The organism is Listeria sp. MAN/IMW/UF464 (assembly GCF_058683955.1).
This window is the reverse complement of record NZ_JBZWZP010000002.1, coordinates 182454-198753: the sequence shown is the minus strand read 5'-3', so window position 1 is coordinate 198753 and position 16300 is coordinate 182454. Positions and strand designations below refer to the sequence as shown.

At 36.1% G+C, this 16300-nt stretch carries 12 protein-coding genes and 5 tRNA genes; 7 read left to right on the top strand and 10 right to left on the bottom strand.

The features are described from left to right. Positions 1-103: 103 nt before the first annotated feature. The 6 genes from AC4PG0_RS08210 to AC4PG0_RS08185 all read right to left on the bottom strand — a co-directional run bounded on the left by AC4PG0_RS08210 (position 104) and on the right by AC4PG0_RS08185 (position 8738). Positions 104-2365 (bottom strand): glycoside hydrolase family 65 protein, encoded by a 2262-nt coding sequence (locus tag AC4PG0_RS08210; protein WP_492167601.1) that lies wholly within the window; start codon positions 2363-2365, stop codon positions 104-106. 15 nt (positions 2366-2380) lie between these two features. Further along, a complete protein-coding gene (locus AC4PG0_RS08205) occupies positions 2381-3214 on the bottom strand; it encodes a DUF1189 domain-containing protein (protein ID WP_003763415.1) in 834 nt (277 codons plus the stop codon). 27 nt (positions 3215-3241) lie between these two features. Beyond that, positions 3242-4093, bottom strand: coding sequence for a sugar ABC transporter permease (locus tag AC4PG0_RS08200; protein WP_003763416.1), 852 nt, complete (start codon positions 4091-4093; stop codon positions 3242-3244). Then, positions 4094-5401 (bottom strand): sugar ABC transporter permease, encoded by a 1308-nt coding sequence (locus AC4PG0_RS08195; RefSeq protein ID WP_003767867.1) that lies wholly within the window; start codon positions 5399-5401, stop codon positions 4094-4096. A gap of 87 nt (positions 5402-5488) precedes the next feature. After that, positions 5489-6748, bottom strand: a complete 1260-nt coding sequence (locus AC4PG0_RS08190; protein WP_003724548.1) for an extracellular solute-binding protein — start codon at positions 6746-6748, stop codon at positions 5489-5491. A 214-nt stretch (positions 6749-6962) separates the two neighbouring features. Then, the gene (locus tag AC4PG0_RS08185) at positions 6963-8738 is read right to left on the bottom strand and encodes a glycoside hydrolase family 13 protein (RefSeq protein WP_492167600.1); all 1776 of its coding nucleotides are present in this window, start codon (positions 8736-8738) and stop codon (positions 6963-6965) included. A 244-nt stretch (positions 8739-8982) separates the two neighbouring features. Between AC4PG0_RS08185 and AC4PG0_RS08180 the strand changes: the two genes are divergently transcribed. Then, positions 8983-9618, top strand: a complete 636-nt coding sequence (locus AC4PG0_RS08180; RefSeq protein WP_003763419.1) for a CPBP family intramembrane glutamic endopeptidase — start codon at positions 8983-8985, stop codon at positions 9616-9618. A gap of 35 nt (positions 9619-9653) precedes the next feature. On the opposite strand, the gene AC4PG0_RS08175 is transcribed toward AC4PG0_RS08180, so the two are convergent. The 3 genes from AC4PG0_RS08175 to AC4PG0_RS08165 all read right to left on the bottom strand — a co-directional run bounded on the left by AC4PG0_RS08175 (position 9654) and on the right by AC4PG0_RS08165 (position 13414). Continuing rightward, entirely contained in the window at positions 9654-10619 is a 966-nt protein-coding gene (locus AC4PG0_RS08175; protein ID WP_003763422.1) for a LacI family DNA-binding transcriptional regulator, read from the bottom strand. A 138-nt stretch (positions 10620-10757) separates the two neighbouring features. Further along, entirely contained in the window at positions 10758-10994 is a 237-nt protein-coding gene (locus AC4PG0_RS08170; RefSeq protein ID WP_003769712.1) for a hypothetical protein, read from the bottom strand. Positions 10995-11590: 596 nt separating this feature from the next. Beyond that, a complete protein-coding gene (locus AC4PG0_RS08165; protein ID WP_003767874.1) occupies positions 11591-13414 on the bottom strand; it encodes an APC family permease in 1824 nt (607 codons plus the stop codon). Between the two features lie 335 nt (positions 13415-13749). Between AC4PG0_RS08165 and AC4PG0_RS08160 the strand changes: the two genes are divergently transcribed. The 5 genes from AC4PG0_RS08160 (at position 13750) to AC4PG0_RS08140 (ending at position 14307) form a co-directional block, all read left to right on the top strand. After that, positions 13750-13821 (top strand) — tRNA-Glu (locus AC4PG0_RS08160). 154 nt (positions 13822-13975) lie between these two features. Beyond that, positions 13976-14049, top strand: a tRNA-Thr gene (locus AC4PG0_RS08155). 9 nt (positions 14050-14058) lie between these two features. Further along, positions 14059-14142, top strand: a tRNA-Tyr gene (locus tag AC4PG0_RS08150). A gap of 11 nt (positions 14143-14153) precedes the next feature. Further along, positions 14154-14225 (top strand) — tRNA-Gln (locus AC4PG0_RS08145). A gap of 9 nt (positions 14226-14234) precedes the next feature. Beyond that, positions 14235-14307, top strand: a tRNA-Lys gene (locus AC4PG0_RS08140). Positions 14308-14400: 93 nt separating this feature from the next. Here AC4PG0_RS08140 and AC4PG0_RS08135 read toward each other — a convergent pair. After that, entirely contained in the window at positions 14401-15102 is a 702-nt protein-coding gene (locus AC4PG0_RS08135; protein WP_153648668.1) for a Crp/Fnr family transcriptional regulator, read from the bottom strand. A 489-nt stretch (positions 15103-15591) separates the two neighbouring features. Here AC4PG0_RS08135 and AC4PG0_RS08130 point away from each other — a divergent pair, with 489 nt between their 5' ends. Further along, a complete protein-coding gene (locus AC4PG0_RS08130) occupies positions 15592-16293 on the top strand; it encodes a Crp/Fnr family transcriptional regulator (protein WP_010991081.1) in 702 nt (233 codons plus the stop codon). Positions 16294-16300: the final 7 nt, after the last annotated feature.

Below are 16300 nucleotides of genomic sequence, written 5' to 3'. Positions count from 1 at the left end.
TGCAGGCGGAAAAAGCAATCATCCCGCTAAAAATTGGAAAGATTTGTTAAAGAAAAAACTTGCCAAAAACAGTTTTCATTGTTTTTGACAAGTTTATTTTTGGTTATATTTCTACTGTTACAGCCGTTTCCAGCAAATATTTTTTCTTATACATTTCTAAATGAATTGGTTCTCCGTGACATAATTTAACAGTTACTTGTCCTACTTCTACTTTCACTTCTAATAAGCGGTCGCGGAAGTTAATTTTGAAACGGTAGTTGTCCCATCCATTAGGTAAAAATGGCGCAAAACTTAACTCACCTGATGTTACTCGCATTCCGGCAAAACCTTGTACAATGGATAACCAGCTTCCTGCCATTGATGTAATGTGGAGGCCATCTTCTGTATCATTGTTAATATTATCTAGGTCAAGTCTTGCTGTGCGCTTATAAAGTTCTACAGCTTTATCATATTTACCAAGTTCCGCAGCTAAAACCGCATGAACAGCTGGTGACAAACTTGATTCATGTACAGTTAGTGGTTCATAAAATTCAAAGTTGCGTTGTTTCGTATCAAAATCAAAGTCATCATAGAATAAATATAAACCTTGAAGTACATCTGCTTGTTTAATGAAGCAAGACCGTAAAATTTTATCCCAAGACCAGTTTTGATTAATTGGCATATCCTCTGGTTTTAACGTATCAGTGGAACGTAACTCTTTGTCTAAAAATGTATCGTGTTGCACAAAAATCTGCCATTTTTCGTCAAAAGGATAGTACATGCGGTGCTCGATGTCTTCCCATTTGGCGATTTCGTACTCGGTCACACCTAAACGTTTTTTCGCTTCTGTATCTAGGTTTTCTAGCGTATATCGAATAGTCCAAGCTGCAATATAGTTGGTATACCAGTTATTGCTAACATTATTATCGTATTCATTTGGTCCCGTAACACCGTGAATCATATATTTATCTAAGCGATCCGATAAATGCACTCGATCAGCCCAAAAACGAGTAATTTCAGTTAACACTTCGATACCATCTGTTTTTAAATAAGAGTCATCACCAGTGTAGTTCGTATAGTTATAAATCGCGTAGGCAATCGCGCCATTTCGGTGAATTTCTTCAAAGGTAATTTCCCATTCATTGTGGCACTCTACTCCTGTAAAAGTAACCATCGGATAAAGTGCGCCACCTAGACCAATTTTCTCCGCATTGATTTTGGCACCATCTAATTGATTATGGCGATATTTAAGTAAGTTATGGCTAACCGACTTATCTGTTAGTGATAAATACATTGGTAGAGCAAATGCTTCTGTATCCCAGTAAGTCGCCCCGCCGTATTTTTCTCCGGTGAAACCTTTAGGACCAATATTTAATCTAGCATCTTCCCCGTAGTAAGTCGCAAATAATTGGAAAATGTTAAAGCGAATGCCTTGTTGAGCGGAATCATCTCCTGCTATTTCCACATCTGCTTTATCCCATCGTTCGCGCCATCCTGCGATATGCGCTTCTAAAAGGTCTTCATATGATTTTGTTGCTATATTTTTTAAGATTTCCTCTCCGGCTTGAAGAAGTTCACTTTCCTCAAAATCACGGGAAGTTGTGATTACTACTCGTTTTTCAATTTGCGCTACTTCATTTTCTTTTAAATCAAATTGATAGCGATTTTCCGCATAAAGTGTTTTTGTTTGGTTTGTTTCATTTGCCGTATTAGCCTTATTTTCCATTACTGCAGAAACGGTGAAGCGCGGTGTACCAAAGTTATTTGGAATTGTTTTGGTTACAAGTGAGCCGCGACTTTCTGAGGAAGATTCTGCAACTTCTTGCCAAAACATTTCTTCGTAGTTGGCATCTTCATTTTGCACATTACCATCTAAAAAGGACGTTAATTCTACTTTTGCCGCATTTAAAGCTTCTACATGATAGCGAATTACTGCAAGTTCTTTCGTAGCTACACTTAGAAATCGTTCCGCTGAAATTCGAAACGTCTTATTATTTTTAACTACTGTGAACTGGCGTCTTAACACGCCTTTTTCCATATCAAGCACAAGTTCAAAATCGCTTACTTCATCTACAAATAAATCGAGTTTTTCACCGTCAAGACGTACTTCAATCCCGATAAAATTAAGTCCATTTATGACTTTTCCAAAATAATCTGGGTAGCCATTTTTCCACCAACCAACTCTTGTTTTATCTGGAAACCACACGCCTGCATAATAAGTTCCAATATGGCCATCGCCGGAGTATCCTTCTTCAAAATTCCCGCGCATCCCCATGTATCCATTACCGAGTGAAGTTAGGCTTTCTTGCAAACGTTTATTTTCTTTATCTAGTTTGGTTGTCCGTAATGTCCATGGTTCGATTTCAAATAATTGCTTCTGTGCCATACTAAAACCTCCTAATTAGCGACTAGCAGCCATACTTTTTTCACTAGTCTTATAAAATCTTGTCTTTAAAAATGTCCATGCTATCATTAACACCATTCCGAGCGACTGAACAGCCATAATAATCGTAATATCAAAGTAGATAAAACCGATAATACAAGCCGCAATCACTGGAATTCCCAGTGCATTTAGCGTTAAATTAAATGATTCTTTAAAGGAAGCAATACGAGAAAAACTGCTCCGTTTTGTCATCCAAATGAAAAGTGTCGTGAAAATAGCTAACATCAGCGAGCTAACGAAAATAATTGAGCCAATCATCAGCACCATTGATAAGAAAACAAATGCTTGATTCTCTAAGTACCACTGCGCCGAAACCCAGTCTACTAGCGATTCACCAGAAGTGATCTCACTTAATGTGGCATCTTTTGGATAGCTCACTTCAAATGTGTAGCCACTTGCATCTGTAAGCGTCATTTCTCGGTCTTTGAAATTAATGATATTTTTAGCTCCGGCAAGTTCTGCCTTCGTTAAATTTACACCAGCCACGCCATTAGCCGATTTTTCGACGATATGCGCATTTTTGTCAGTTAATTCTCCGTTTTCGAGCGAAAGACCACTAAGTTCCGTCGCGAATTGATCTGTACCAAGAGTCGCCATTTCCGGCATTAAACTTGGTAAATCAAAACTCGACTGATTAGCAAAATGTGCTGATACAGGTAGCAATAGGAGCGCATTTAAGAAAATAAACACGATAACCATTTGCCAGAATTTCAGTACTTTCCGACCTTCAAAAATCGCATTTGGTCCAAGTGTACTTTTTACATATTGAATGATAAACGGAACTTTTTTCATTGGTATCACAGCCTTTTTAAAAATCAATTATCCTTTTGTTCCACCAGCAGTTAAGCCAGAAACAAAATTCTTTTGTAAGAAGAAGAACAGTAAACAAATTGGTAGCGCCGCTAAGATTGCTCCTGCTGCGAATAATGCTACTTTTTGTTGTTGCGGGTTAGCGATAAATGTTTGAAGTCCAACAGCTATCGTTAAGTTTTCTGGAGTTCTTAGTAGGAATTTAGCAAGTAAGAAATCTCCGAATGGTCCCATAAATGCCCATAAAGCTTGAACCGCAATCATCGGTCTTACAAGTGGTAAGATGATTTGAGCGAAAATCCGGAAATGTCCTGCACCATCAAGTTTTGCGGATTCATCTAAATCCCGTGGTACTGTATCGAAATATCCCTTCATCAGCCAAGTGTTCATTGGGATACCGCCACCGATGTAAATCAATGTTAAGAACCAATATTGATCAAGTGCGCCAAGTAGCATTGCTAACACGTAGAAAGCTGTTAAAGCCGCCATTGTTGGCACCATTTGGATAATCAAGAAAAACACCAAACTATTTTTACGTCCTTTAAAACGGTAACGGCTATATGTATAACCAGCAAGCGTCACAATCGTTACTTGCATAATCATCGTTACAACCGCGATAATCAATGTATTTTTATACCAATCAAGATACAATGTTTCATTAAATAGTCTAGTAAAGTTATTCAACGTCCAGCTATCCGACCACTCAAGCGTAAATGCTGCGATATTCCCTGGTTTGAAGGCAGAAGATGCTGTGATTAGAATCGGATACAAAATAATAATCGTTAGCACGGTTAAAAATAAATACGTGAAAAACTGTGTTAAAAACTTTGTTGTCCGCTGATCTTTCATAAAGTCTCTCATTTACATCATCTCCTCGTTCCCAAAGGCATTCGTTTTCTTAAAGGCAATCATCGAAACCGTGATAACGATAATTGAGATAAGTAACGTCACAGCAGCGGCTACAGCGTATTGCGGCGAAGTACCAGTTGTTAGTTTATAAATCCATGAAATTAAAATATCGGTCGATCCAGCGCCTGCTCCGACACTTCCGGGACCACCTTCATTGAATAAGTAAATAATCGAAAAGTTATTAAAGTTAAACGTATATTGCGTAATAAATACAGGTGCTGTCACAAATAAAATCATCGGTAATGTAATTTTACGGAAACGTTGTATTGCGCTCGCTCCATCGATTCTAGCTGCTTCGTAAAGTTCGCCTGGAATCGCTTGAAGAACACCTGTTACCATGACATAAATATACGGGAAACCAAGCCACCCTTGAATGCTTATTAGCGCCACTTTTGTCCAGAAAGGATCTGTTTTCCAAGCAATCGCATTGATATCAACAAATGGAAGATGATTCAGTAACGGAATGACTTGTGAGTTGATTGCTCCAATACTGTCGTTAAACATATTGGAAAAACTCATAATTGTAATAAAAGCTGGTACCGCCCAAGGAAGTAAGAAAACTACTCCGAAAAGACGTTTCCCTTTAATAAAGCTTTGGTTCGCAACAATCGCTGTGAACACCCCGACAACAATTTGCAAGGAAGTCGCACAAATCGTCCAAACAAGTGTCCAAGAAAATACACTTAGGAACGTGTCGCGATACGAACTTAGGAAGAAAATATTAAAGAAGTTCTTAAATCCAACCCAGTCAATTAAGTTCGCTGGCGGAATATGGTAAAAATCGTAGTTGGTAAATGCCATGAAAAGAGTAACAAGAACTGGGAAAATAATAACAAAAGTCATGACTAAGTATGCAGGTAATGTAAGTAAGTACGGGAAACCTTTGTCGAGCATATTTTTTATAATAGCAAGAGCGGAACGGTTAACAGTTTCACCTAGGTTCCACTGCATAGCCACGCGTCTTGCATCGAAAATATTTATAAACCAAAAGCCTATAAATAGTAATGTCACAATTAATTGTAAAGTACCTTCAATCATTAAAAATAAGGAATGGTCTACACCTGGTACAGATCCAAGTGTTACAAGGCCAATCAGTGCATTCAGCCCAACTGCAAAAAATTCTATGATAAACAAAGCAAATAGTGCGAAAAAGACAATCCCTTTAAAATTTTGCTTATTATAAAATTGACCAAGTCCCGGAATGATTGATAACAAAGTCGCTTGACGAACATTTTTAATTTGTTTTTGTTCTAGTTTCATTTTGTTACCCTCAATTCTAGATATAGATTCACTAGCTAAGTTGAAAAAAATGGCGGAGCGCGCTATCTTTGCCCCGCCAAATCATTATTATTTAGTATATTTTTGCGTTACGTTATCTTCAATTACTTTTACTGCATCGTCAGCTGATTGTTGCGGAGTTTTCGAACCAGAAGCTGCATCAAACATTAAGTTTTCAGCACCTGTCCAAACTTCCGACATTTCTGGAATATTTGGCATTGGTTGCGCATTTTTGTATTGTTCGATAACGGCATTAGTTAATTCGTCATTTTTCGATTTCGCTGTATCACGTGCTTTTAAGTTAGCTGGTACTTCATTTGTCATATCATATAAAGTTTCTTGATTTTTTTGGTTAGTCACATAATCCAACCATTTTTGAGCTACATCTTTGTTTTTAGAATAGTTACTTACAACCCAACCTTTACCACCTGCAAATGGAGAATACTCTTTACCATTGTTTAGTGTTGGGATTTTTGCTACGCCGTAATTAATTTTTGCTTCTTTGTAGTTTGCTGCTGACCAAGGGCCGCCTAGAATTGCTGCTGCTTTACCTTTAACAAATTGATCTTGGATAAAGTCATCTGCACTCTTATTGTCTTGCATACCTTTTGGCCATACATCTTGGAACCATTTTGTTGCGTAAGTAATTCCTTCAACAGAACCTTTATTGTTTAAACCGATGTCTTTTGGATTTGTACCTTCATCACCGAATACATAACCGCCGTATCCTGCAAGTAGTCCATATGAGAAGTAGAAATCAGTCCATTTTGCTAAGAAACCAGTATTTTTTCCTTTTTCAGAAGTGAAAGCAAAACGAGAGTCTTTTGAAAGTGTTTCTAAATCTTTAAATGTTGCTGGAGCTTTGTCGAGTAAATCTTTATTGTAGTAAAGTACTAGTGTTTCAATAATTGCTGGAGCGCCGTAAATTTTATCGTCAATTGTTACTTGTTTTTGGTCTTTTTCATCGTAATCGTCTTTATTACCAAGTTTTACTTCAGCTAAATGTCCTTGTTGGCCTAAGCTTCCAATTCTATCAAATGCGGACATCATTACGTCTGGAGCAGTTCCAGCAGGTCCATCAAGTGGAAGAGCTTCTAATGTTTCGAACATATCTTTTTCGACTACTTTTACTTTTACGTCATTGTCTTTTTCAAAATCACCTTTTATTTTGTTCACGTAGTCTTTGTAGCCTGCGTCAACGGAAACGGTTAATGTTTTTTCATCAGATGAGCCAGATTTACTAGTGTCTTTTCCACCACCACATGCTGCTAAGCTTAAAGCCATTACTAAAACCGCCGAAACTATTCCCACTTTTTTGAAACGCTTCATTTACTTTTCCTCCTCTTTATGAAAAAAGCCGCTCTATAATGTCTGATTTCTAAGTCCCCATCTTTTTTCAATTCTTTTTTTAAAGTTTGTGAATTAGGTTAACCTATGCATTTATTATATGCTGATTCCGAAAGCGTTTACAAGGAGATTTCACATGTTACCGATAACAACATTTTTTCGGTAAACATGTGAAAAATTCCTTTACGCCATTGATTTAGCTGTTTTCTTTAATAACAAGAAATCCTTTTGCTGGGACGACAAGATTTTCTGTTACAGCTCGGTTATTCCAAATATCTGTCGCTGTATTCTCAAATGAAATTGTGAAATCCTTATCTTCTTTTGCTTGATTGAAAAGGAAATGCAGTTTTTCACCATTTAATTCTTTAGAAAATGCTGTAATGCCTGTTTCTTTACTTGCACCTAGCCAAGTTAATTCGCCGGATGTGATAATTGCTTGATTTTCTTTTCTAAGCGCAATCAATTTTTTCGTAAATGCTAACATATTCTGGTTTTGTTTTGTTTCGTCCCATTCCATACATTTACGACAACCAGGGTCATTTCCGCCGTCCATACCGATTTCAGTTCCGTAATAAATACACGGCGAACCAGTGTGTGCGAACATGAAGGCAAGTGCTTGTTTCACTTTATCCTCATCATTATTCGCTCGTGTTAAAATGCGTGCTGTATCATGGCTATCAAGCATATTAAACATTACTTCATTCACTTGATTAGGGTAGCGCATATATTGTTCATTAATACCAGAAACCATTTGCTCCGGCGTGATTTTTTCTTCAATAAAGTTTTCAATAATCGTTTGTGTAAATGGATAGTTCATAACGGCGTGGAATTCATCTCCTAGCAACCAAATCCACGAATCATGCCAAATTTCACCAAGAATGTAAATATCTTCTTTTTCCGCTTGGACCGCTTTTTTGAACTCTTTCCAAAAAGCATGATCAACTTCATTGGCAACGTCTAAGCGCCAACCATCAATGTCAAATTCGCGAATCCAGTAAGTTGCAATATCCAGTAGATACTTCTGAACTTCTGGGTTAGCCGTATTTAATTTTGGCATATGCGTCGTGAAAGCAAAGGTATCATAAGAAAGTGTTGGTTCTCCTTCAATATTGCCATTTTCATTTTGACGAACAGGGAAACTATGGATGTGGAACCAATCACGATATGCGGATTTTTCTTCTTTCTCGACAACATCTTGCCACTCTAGAGAAGTGTCCCCAATATGATTAAACACTGCATCAAGCATAATACGAATACCGCGTTTATGCGCTTCTTGAACTAATTTTCTAAAGGTTTCTTTATCACCAAAATGCGGATCAATCTTTTTATAATCAATTGTGTCGTATTTATGGTTGGTCGGTGCTTCAAAAACAGGCGTTAAATATACCCCATTGATGCCAAGCTCTGCTAAATAATCTAAGTGCTGAATGATTCCTTCAAGATCTCCACCGAAAAAGTCTTTTGTATTCGGATCTTTACTTCCCCACGGCAAGGCATTTTCAGGGGAAATAGCCGGGTTACCATTTGCAAAACGTTCTGGGAAAATCTGGTACCAAATGGTATTTCCAACCCATTCAGGCGCTTCAAATGTATCTACTGCATGGATAAACGGAAATTTAAAGTAATAATCCATCGTAGCTAAATTCGCTTCAGTCGGCTCAAAAAAACCACGTCCGCCGTAAAATGTTGTTTCTCCTTCTGTATCTGTTAGTAAAAAGCCGTATTGAAGGCGTCTATGTTCTGGTGTTATCGCGAAAAACCAATAATCATGCTCTTCGGTCTCTGCAATTTTGCGCATCGAATATGATTCACTTTGCCATTTTTCGTTTTTCCATAAGTAAGGGTCGGCAGCAATTAAAGTAACTTTGCTAATATCTAAGCGTTTCGTTCTAATTCTAATATGTAGTGTTTTAGCGTCATAACTATAAGCATAGCTACTCGCTGGTTGATGATAAATCCCTGCTTTTTCCATTTTTTCTCCTCCTATATCACCTATCGTTCTATTTCAAATTAGCATTTCCATTAAAGCGTTTGCAACCTTTTCTCGCTCGTTAACGGTAACAAGATTTTTCGGCACTGTAACATATTATAGAAGAAAGCCAATTCTCTCTCCTCCTTTAAAGTGACAAATTAGTAACTTTACTGATTTAAAGTAAAGAGCTATAATAACTCATGGACTAATGAGAGTCATTATTAAGGTCTAAAAGGAGGATAAAATGGAAAATACATTAAGCTTAAAAAAACAAGGGTATTGGTTATTTTCCAGCGCAATCATTATTGGTGTTCTTTTTCTTCTTTTGCCACACATCATTTCCAATATTGGAGTGTTAGAATTCATAGGCGCGTTTTTCAATGCACTATGCATGGGAATTATTGCTTTTATCATACTTAAAGCAGAATTTCTCGATTGGTTTAAACATTTTAGTTTCAAATGGATAATTATTGGTGCTCCAGCATTAATTATTATCAGCTCTATTTTCAACATTGCCTGGGCTTACTTTGCAGGAAGTACTACTGAAAATGGTATCAACAGTGTGCTTACATGGTCTTATGTTTTTACAAGTATTCCGTTCATGTTACTTGGCGAAGAATTGCTATCGATTAGTTTACTCTACGCCGCTTGGAAAAAATGGAATTGGAAATTTTGGCAAGCTTCCTTATTATGTGCCTTGCTTTTTGCAACCTGGCACTTAACTTCTTATGATTTTAATTTCCTACAATGCATCATTACATTAGCACCAGCTAGACTCATTTTGAACTACTTATTCAAAAAAACCAACTCCATTTGGGTTACTTTCATCGTGCATTTCATTTTTGATTTCATTGCATTTCTACCAGTTTTACTCAAATAAAAAGACGCTAGGAATAAAGATTCCTAGCGTTTTTATTACTCTTCTTTTCCAGTTGTAGAAGCTCGTATCAGTAATTCTGGAGTAAATAATAGGTTTCCTTGAGGTTTTCCATGATCATTAATTTTAGCAAGTAACATCTTTGCAAGCTCTTCTCCCATTTCAACAACGGGTGATCGAACGGTAGTGATTTTTGGCGAAGAAATTCGGTCTAAAAAAACACCATCAAAGCCTGTTACAGCAATATTTTCACCAAAGCGACGACCAAAAGCTGCTGCTGCACGAACAACACCTATCGCGATTCGATCCGATGCGCACACAATCGCAATTTTTTCTGAGTTATAACGTAATAATTCAAATGCTTTTTCTTCGGCAACACTCGAGCTATTTGCAATAAAATAACTTTCCGGCTCAAGTCCATGTTTTCGCACCACTTCTTCGTAACCTTCTAAACGTGATTTCATAAATTGTTCATCAAGCAAATCAATCCCTAAAAAAACAATGCGCGAAAAGCCAATTTCTACCACGTGCTCCGTTGCAAGCGCCGTTCCTTTTTTATTATCTACATCTATAGAATCATAGCCGCGTTTATTCTCACCATAAAAAATAACTGGTTTATCAATATCTAAAAGTCCTAATTCATAATCTTTATCACGTATTCCCGTGACAATAAGCCCGTCATAAGCTCCAATATTCCTGGATCTTTGTGTAACGAGTTGAAGCGAATAATAATACTTATCTAACTCTCGACTAATTCCTGTTAATAAATTCATATAATAAGGTTCAACTGTATCAATTTCTTCTAAAATCAAAAATTTAATAACTTGTGTCCTATTTTGAACAAGCGCCCTAGCAGCATAGTTTGGTACATACTCTAGAGCTTCCATTGCGCTATAAACAAGCATTTTCAGTTCATCTGAGACTTGATCTGGATGATTAATAACTCGTGAAACTGTCATTTTGGAGACATTTGCCCGTTTCGCAACATCTGCTAAAGTCGCCATCTCCAACCTCCTCCATTCATAATCTTCCTTATTGTACCATCTTTTACACAAAAAAAAATAAGAATTAACCCACAAAAAAAGCATTCTCCCCAAAAACGCGAAAATGCTTGGTTTATTATAATTATGTAATGACTCATTTTAAAGTGTTTGCCACTTTTTTTGAGAAACTCTGCGTTCCTTTGTTTGTTGATAAGCTTTAATAATAACGCGACATAATTGATGTGCTCCGCCGATTAAAACTCCAATAGCGATAGCCACGAGCGTAGTTGTCAGAAAACTAATAAATGGAAAACTAGATGTATTCATAGCAGCGATTCCCAATATAAAAACGATAATAGTAGGTAGTACATAATACCTAATGTCCTGTTCCTGCATCCCAAGCGCTCCTTTACTAAATTAATGACTCCTATCAACTACTGAAATTATAACGCGAAAACCGGCTTTTTTCAAGGCTTGGAAGGAATTTCAAAGTTAGCTCAAAAAAGTGAGAATGGCTCTATGTAGGGCTTTTACTACCCACTAAAAATCCACTCAATCTGAATTCATCAAAAAGAAAAATTTGTTACCACTTTGTAACATTAATTAAGTCCTTTTACTTATTTTGCATACAGCTAATATTTATTCATTTATATATATAAGTATTACTTTTTATTTAATGATAGATTCATTTATAGCTTCGTATTTTTTATAATATATACAAAAAAAGTTTCCCACTTTTATAGCGGGCAACTTTTTTTATTTTTCATGAAAAAATCTTTTTTTGGCTTAAAATGGAATTTATTTTCGTTTTCTGCTCGCAAAAGAAGGTTTTTGCTTAGGGTAAAAAAGCATTTTCTTTCTTTTTGTGCTCTTAAAATCTTATTTTCCACTTTTTACAAATCCGTTTCATCCAGCTATGCTTATATTGTTCCATTATAAAAACGGAAGAGCATCCCCCTCTTCCCCCGAAGGTCTCTTCCGTTTTTCTCTTGTTATTCTTTTAAATGATATGGATATGTCGAAACAACGACATCTCTTTTCATTAAAAGTCTTGTACGAATCAATAGGCTTGTTTGATTATGAAGGACGTTTTGCCACCCTTTTCTAGGGATAAATTGTGGAATTAACACCGTAAGTGAGTAGTTGTCTTGATCTGCTTTTTGTTTTGCTGTATCAATAAATTTCATTAATGGATCTGAAATCGATCGATACGGAGAATAAAGATTAGCCATACGCACTTCCGGATGAACTCTATTCCATCTCTCAACAAATTCTTTTTCCTGCTTTTTATCAATAGAAATATGAACAGCAATGACTGTATCACCAATAGACTTAGCATACTGTAATGCTCCTTCTACAACTTTGGTGGTATCCGACACACAAATGATAACGGCATTTCCTTTGAAGTCAGGCAAGTCCATTGTTTCGTCAATTCTAAGTTGTGGTCCTACCTTACGATAGTGGTGTCTAGTACGATGGAAAACATAAATCATAATCGGCATAAATACAAATACAGGCCATACAGATTCAATTCTCGTTAAGAATAATACTAGAAGCACGGTAAATGAAATAGACGCACCAAGTAAGTTAGCTGATAAAGACTTCTTCCAGCCTTTCGGACGCTGTTTCCACCATTTTACAATCATGCCTGTTTGCGACAGAGTGAATGGTATGAAAACCCCTACAGAATATAACGGAATTAGTAACTCTGTTTTCCCTTTAAATAATATAATTAGCAAGATAGATCCCACTGCTAGAGTAATAATTCCATTGGAATAGCCTAACCGATCCCCTCTAGCTAAATACATTCTAGGCATAAATTTATCTTTAGCTAAGTTAAAAGCTAACATTGGGAATGCTGAAAATCCTGTATTAGCTGCTAAAACTAAGATAAGTGCCGTTGTAGCTTGAATGAAATAAAACATAAAGTTTCTGCCGAATACATTTTCAGCAATTTGTGATAGCACCGTTACTTTCAATTCGGGTACAGTTCCATAAACAAAGGCTAAAACCGTAATCCCTACAAAGAAGAAACCTAGTAGTCCGGCCATTAAGGTTAATGTCTTAGCCGCATTTTTAGGTCGCGGTTCTTTAAACAAAGGCACAGCATTTGAAATAGCTTCAATACCAGTCAAAGAAGCCGATCCGGAAGCAAATGCTCTTAATAGTAGAAAGATTGTTACACCTTGTACGTGAGTTCCTACTGCGGCTGTTTCATGACTTGCATCCATACCAGTTAATACTTTAAATAAACCTGTAAAAATAAGAGCGATAATAGAAAAAACGAATAAATAGACTGGAATGGCAAGTAAACTAGCTGATTCAGTGATTCCTCTAAGATTAATGATTGTTACACCAACAACAAGTAATACGGCTATTGGCACTGCAAAAGGATATAATGATGGCACTGCTGAGACAATTGCATCTGTACCTGAAGACACACTTACAGCAACTGTAAGCATATAATCTACTAGTAAAGATCCTCCGGCAATTAATCCAGCGTTATTTCCTAAATTTTCTCTTGAAACGATATATGCTCCACCACCATGCGGATAAGAGTAAATAATTTGTTTATAAGATAAATTCAGTGCAAACAAAAGAACAAGGACACAAAGTGCGATTGGTAATGAATACCACATAGCTGCAGCACTCACAGTCACAAGTACCAACAAAATCTGTTCCGTACCATATGCAATAGAAGAAAGTGCATCTGACGACAGAACGGCTAAAGCTTTTAATTTCCCCAATTTTTGGTCTCCAGCTTCTGATGTTTTCAGAGGGCGGCCGATTAATAATCTTTTTAGCGGCGATGCCATTATATTCCCTACCTTTTTTATGTGATTTTTTAGCTAACTCCAAGTTGACCAGACACATTATAGCACAGCTGATTTTAGATTGTAATACTAATTTGTATTATTTTATACACCTAATCATTCCCTACTCGAATAGTCGTTCATAGAGCTTCCTTTTTCGTTTATTCCAGCTAAATATTTTTTTCATATGCCTTTCAATATACATACCCATTAATAAGATAAATAACCCGTATTTCATGCTTTTATTTTCAGAAAAAAAAGAATTTAATTTGGGTATTTACAAATGATAACCTTTTTTTATATAATAGTTTCTAGCGGTAAAAAACTTTTATTTAAATGGCCCGTTGGTCAAGCGGTTAAGACACCGCCCTTTCACGGCGGTAACACGGGTTCGAATCCCGTACGGGTCACTTTTAATCAAAAAAAGCAGCTTGAAAAATAAATTTCATTTTTTTGAAAAAAAAGCTGGTAAAAATACTAAAAATGTTATATCATGTATTAGTATCTGTTTTAAAGAATTAATTATGCAAGAGATTTCGATTTGCCAGTAGAGAGCGATTCTTCGCCGACTTAGCTCAATCTGGTAGAGCAACTGAATCGTAATCAGTAGGTTGCGGGTTCAATTCCTGCAGTCGGCATTTTATAGCGGAGGGGTAGCGAAGTGGCTAAACGCGGCGGACTGTAAATCCGCTCCTTCGGGTTCGGTGGTTCGAATCCACTCCCCTCCACCATTTTCTATTATTGGGCTATAGCCAAGCGGTAAGGCAACGGATTTTGATTCCGTCATGCGCTGGTTCGAATCCAGCTAGCCCAGTCATATTTAGAGCCGTTAGCTCAGTTGGTAGAGCATCTGACTTTTAATCAGAGGGTCGCTGGTTCGAACCCAGCACGGCTCATCCTTAATGAACAAGAAAAGAATTCTTTTCTTGTTTTTTTATACAAAAAAATCATTTAGCATTTAAACAATGCTAAATGATTTTTTCGTTTCACTACGTAGATGTTGCTTTAGTTCGAATTCTACTGCAGCTGCCTTCGTAATTTTTTAACAAAATAAAAGACTTCGAATTTTCTGCTAAAAAACCAGTTTCTATCAGTTTTCCACACAAATGTGTAACCGAGCGTACTGAAAGGTTGGCGTAATTAGCAATTAACTTCCTTGTAAAACACTTTGGAATACGAACCACGCCTTCTTTTTCTGTTCCAAAAAAACTCCCTAATTGTTCTAAAGACTCCCTTAATCGACTTTCTCCATTCCCACGCATTAAGTTGCATTTCGTGATTAAAACATTTTCATGATTACGATTATTAAGATATAAATAGAGCCACCCCTCTTGCATCCCAATAATCGAACAAAAGATATCCTCCTTATCGAATTCATACGCTGTAACCGTTTCGATGACTTTTGCTGTATAGACATTAGCTTCCGCCATAAAATAGTCATTTAACCCAGCAATTTGGTTGGAGCCTAGAAAGCTTACTATATTTTTCTCCTTTTCTAATGAAACAATCCCTTTTTCAATAAAGTAAACCTTTGTATTTATAATATCTTCTGTTAATAAAATTGTATTGGTTGAAATTTTTGTTTTTTTATACGGGATCCTGTTATCAATTAAAGTTTGTAAAAATCGTTTATAACCAAATTCTTCTTCTAATACTTTTTTACTATATAAATCTTCAAATAGCGATTGCATGTCTTGTCATCTCATTTCTATTTTGTGTCTTAAGCAAATAGTTTTACAATGCGATGAGTGGCTTCTTACAAGTGATGATACTACCAAACACTTTTAAAAGAAACCCAACAACAAAACCAAACTTCCACCTTTTAGCAACTATTTTTGACTTTTTCGTCACATTTAAAACTTATTCACTAAGTAAATTATTTTCTCTGTTTTTCTTGATATTTATATTATATTCCTTGTTAGATAACGCCTAAATTTGTTCAAAATTATTACTTTGATATTTAAGCCAAAAATAGTATTTAACTGAATACTATTTTTGACTAATATTGTAGTTTTCACCTGTTTTTCCAGCTAATTATGAACCTTTTATGAATATTTGTAGCTAGCCAAATTGTTCTTTTATGAAGGTTATTCTGTGGAAAATATGCTCCTACAAGAATATTTATGATTACGTTTACTGTAGAATAATAAGGGAATTTAAGGTAAAAAGGGGGAAGTCATATGTATTTGAAAGAAACGTTGGATCAATTTACTTCTATTAATAATATACTTAAATTACTAAAAAAAAGTCCTGGCTTTAATAAATATTGTATCCAAGAACGCCTCCCGAAAGAAACCGTTATTACATCTGACAAAAGAAGAAAATATATCTACATAATAGAAGATGGCTTTATGAAACTTGTTTTTGAAGGGACGAATAAACATAACTTCTCTTATATCTTACAAAAAGGCGCCTTTCCCCATCTCCCTGTATATACCGAGGATATTCCTAAACACATGATGCTAATAGCGCTAACAGATGTAGTTTGGTGGAAAATCGAATTTCAATTTTTCAAGGAAATGATGGAATTAGAAGACCCTAGAAATTACATAATGCTACATCAACTTGCTGAAACGCGAAGAAGGCTTTATATCATCGCTGTCCAAGAAAAATTAAGTTCCCGCGAAAGTATTTATTTTTCTTTAAATACGATGATTGATTACGGCTTACGTGTTTCTGAAAAAGCAGTCGAGTTGCCTAAATTTTTAACCTATCAAATCCTTGCTGACAACTCGAACACTTCAAAAAGTTACACATCCAAAGTGCTTAGTAATCTACGTGAAAAAGGGATTTTAGAATCACAAAAAAAGCCTTGGCGCATTAATGATGTCCAAAAGCTACAAGAATTGATTGATGCAGAAGCTTTACTCGCAATATTATAGAAAAAAA

What these genes read in the sequence shown, in the direction of transcription:
- AC4PG0_RS08205 (WP_003763415.1), bottom strand. Translation starts at nt 3,214, where the DNA reads ATGAAAAAAGTTCCGTTTATCATTCAATATGTAAAAAGTACACTTGGA.
- AC4PG0_RS08165 (WP_003767874.1), bottom strand. Translation starts at nt 13,414, where the DNA reads ATGGCATCGCCGCTAAAAAGATTATTAATCGGCCGCCCTCTGAAAACA.
- AC4PG0_RS08135 (WP_153648668.1), bottom strand. Translation starts at nt 15,102, where the DNA reads ATGCAATCGCTATTTGAAGATTTATATAGTAAAAAAGTATTAGAAGAA.
- AC4PG0_RS08185 (WP_492167600.1), bottom strand. Translation starts at nt 8,738, where the DNA reads ATGGAAAAAGCAGGGATTTATCATCAACCAGCGAGTAGCTATGCTTAT.
- AC4PG0_RS08170 (WP_003769712.1), bottom strand. Translation starts at nt 10,994, where the DNA reads ATGCAGGAACAGGACATTAGGTATTATGTACTACCTACTATTATCGTT.
- AC4PG0_RS08180 (WP_003763419.1), top strand. Translation starts at nt 8,983, where the DNA reads ATGGAAAATACATTAAGCTTAAAAAAACAAGGGTATTGGTTATTTTCC.
- AC4PG0_RS08210 (WP_492167601.1), bottom strand. Translation starts at nt 2,365, where the DNA reads ATGGCACAGAAGCAATTATTTGAAATCGAACCATGGACATTACGGACA.
- AC4PG0_RS08175 (WP_003763422.1), bottom strand. Translation starts at nt 10,619, where the DNA reads ATGGCGACTTTAGCAGATGTTGCGAAACGGGCAAATGTCTCCAAAATG.
- AC4PG0_RS08195 (WP_003767867.1), bottom strand. Translation starts at nt 5,401, where the DNA reads ATGAAACTAGAACAAAAACAAATTAAAAATGTTCGTCAAGCGACTTTG.
- AC4PG0_RS08190 (WP_003724548.1), bottom strand. Translation starts at nt 6,748, where the DNA reads ATGAAGCGTTTCAAAAAAGTGGGAATAGTTTCGGCGGTTTTAGTAATG.
- AC4PG0_RS08130 (WP_010991081.1), top strand. Translation starts at nt 15,592, where the DNA reads ATGTATTTGAAAGAAACGTTGGATCAATTTACTTCTATTAATAATATA.
- AC4PG0_RS08200 (WP_003763416.1), bottom strand. Translation starts at nt 4,093, where the DNA reads ATGAGAGACTTTATGAAAGATCAGCGGACAACAAAGTTTTTAACACAG.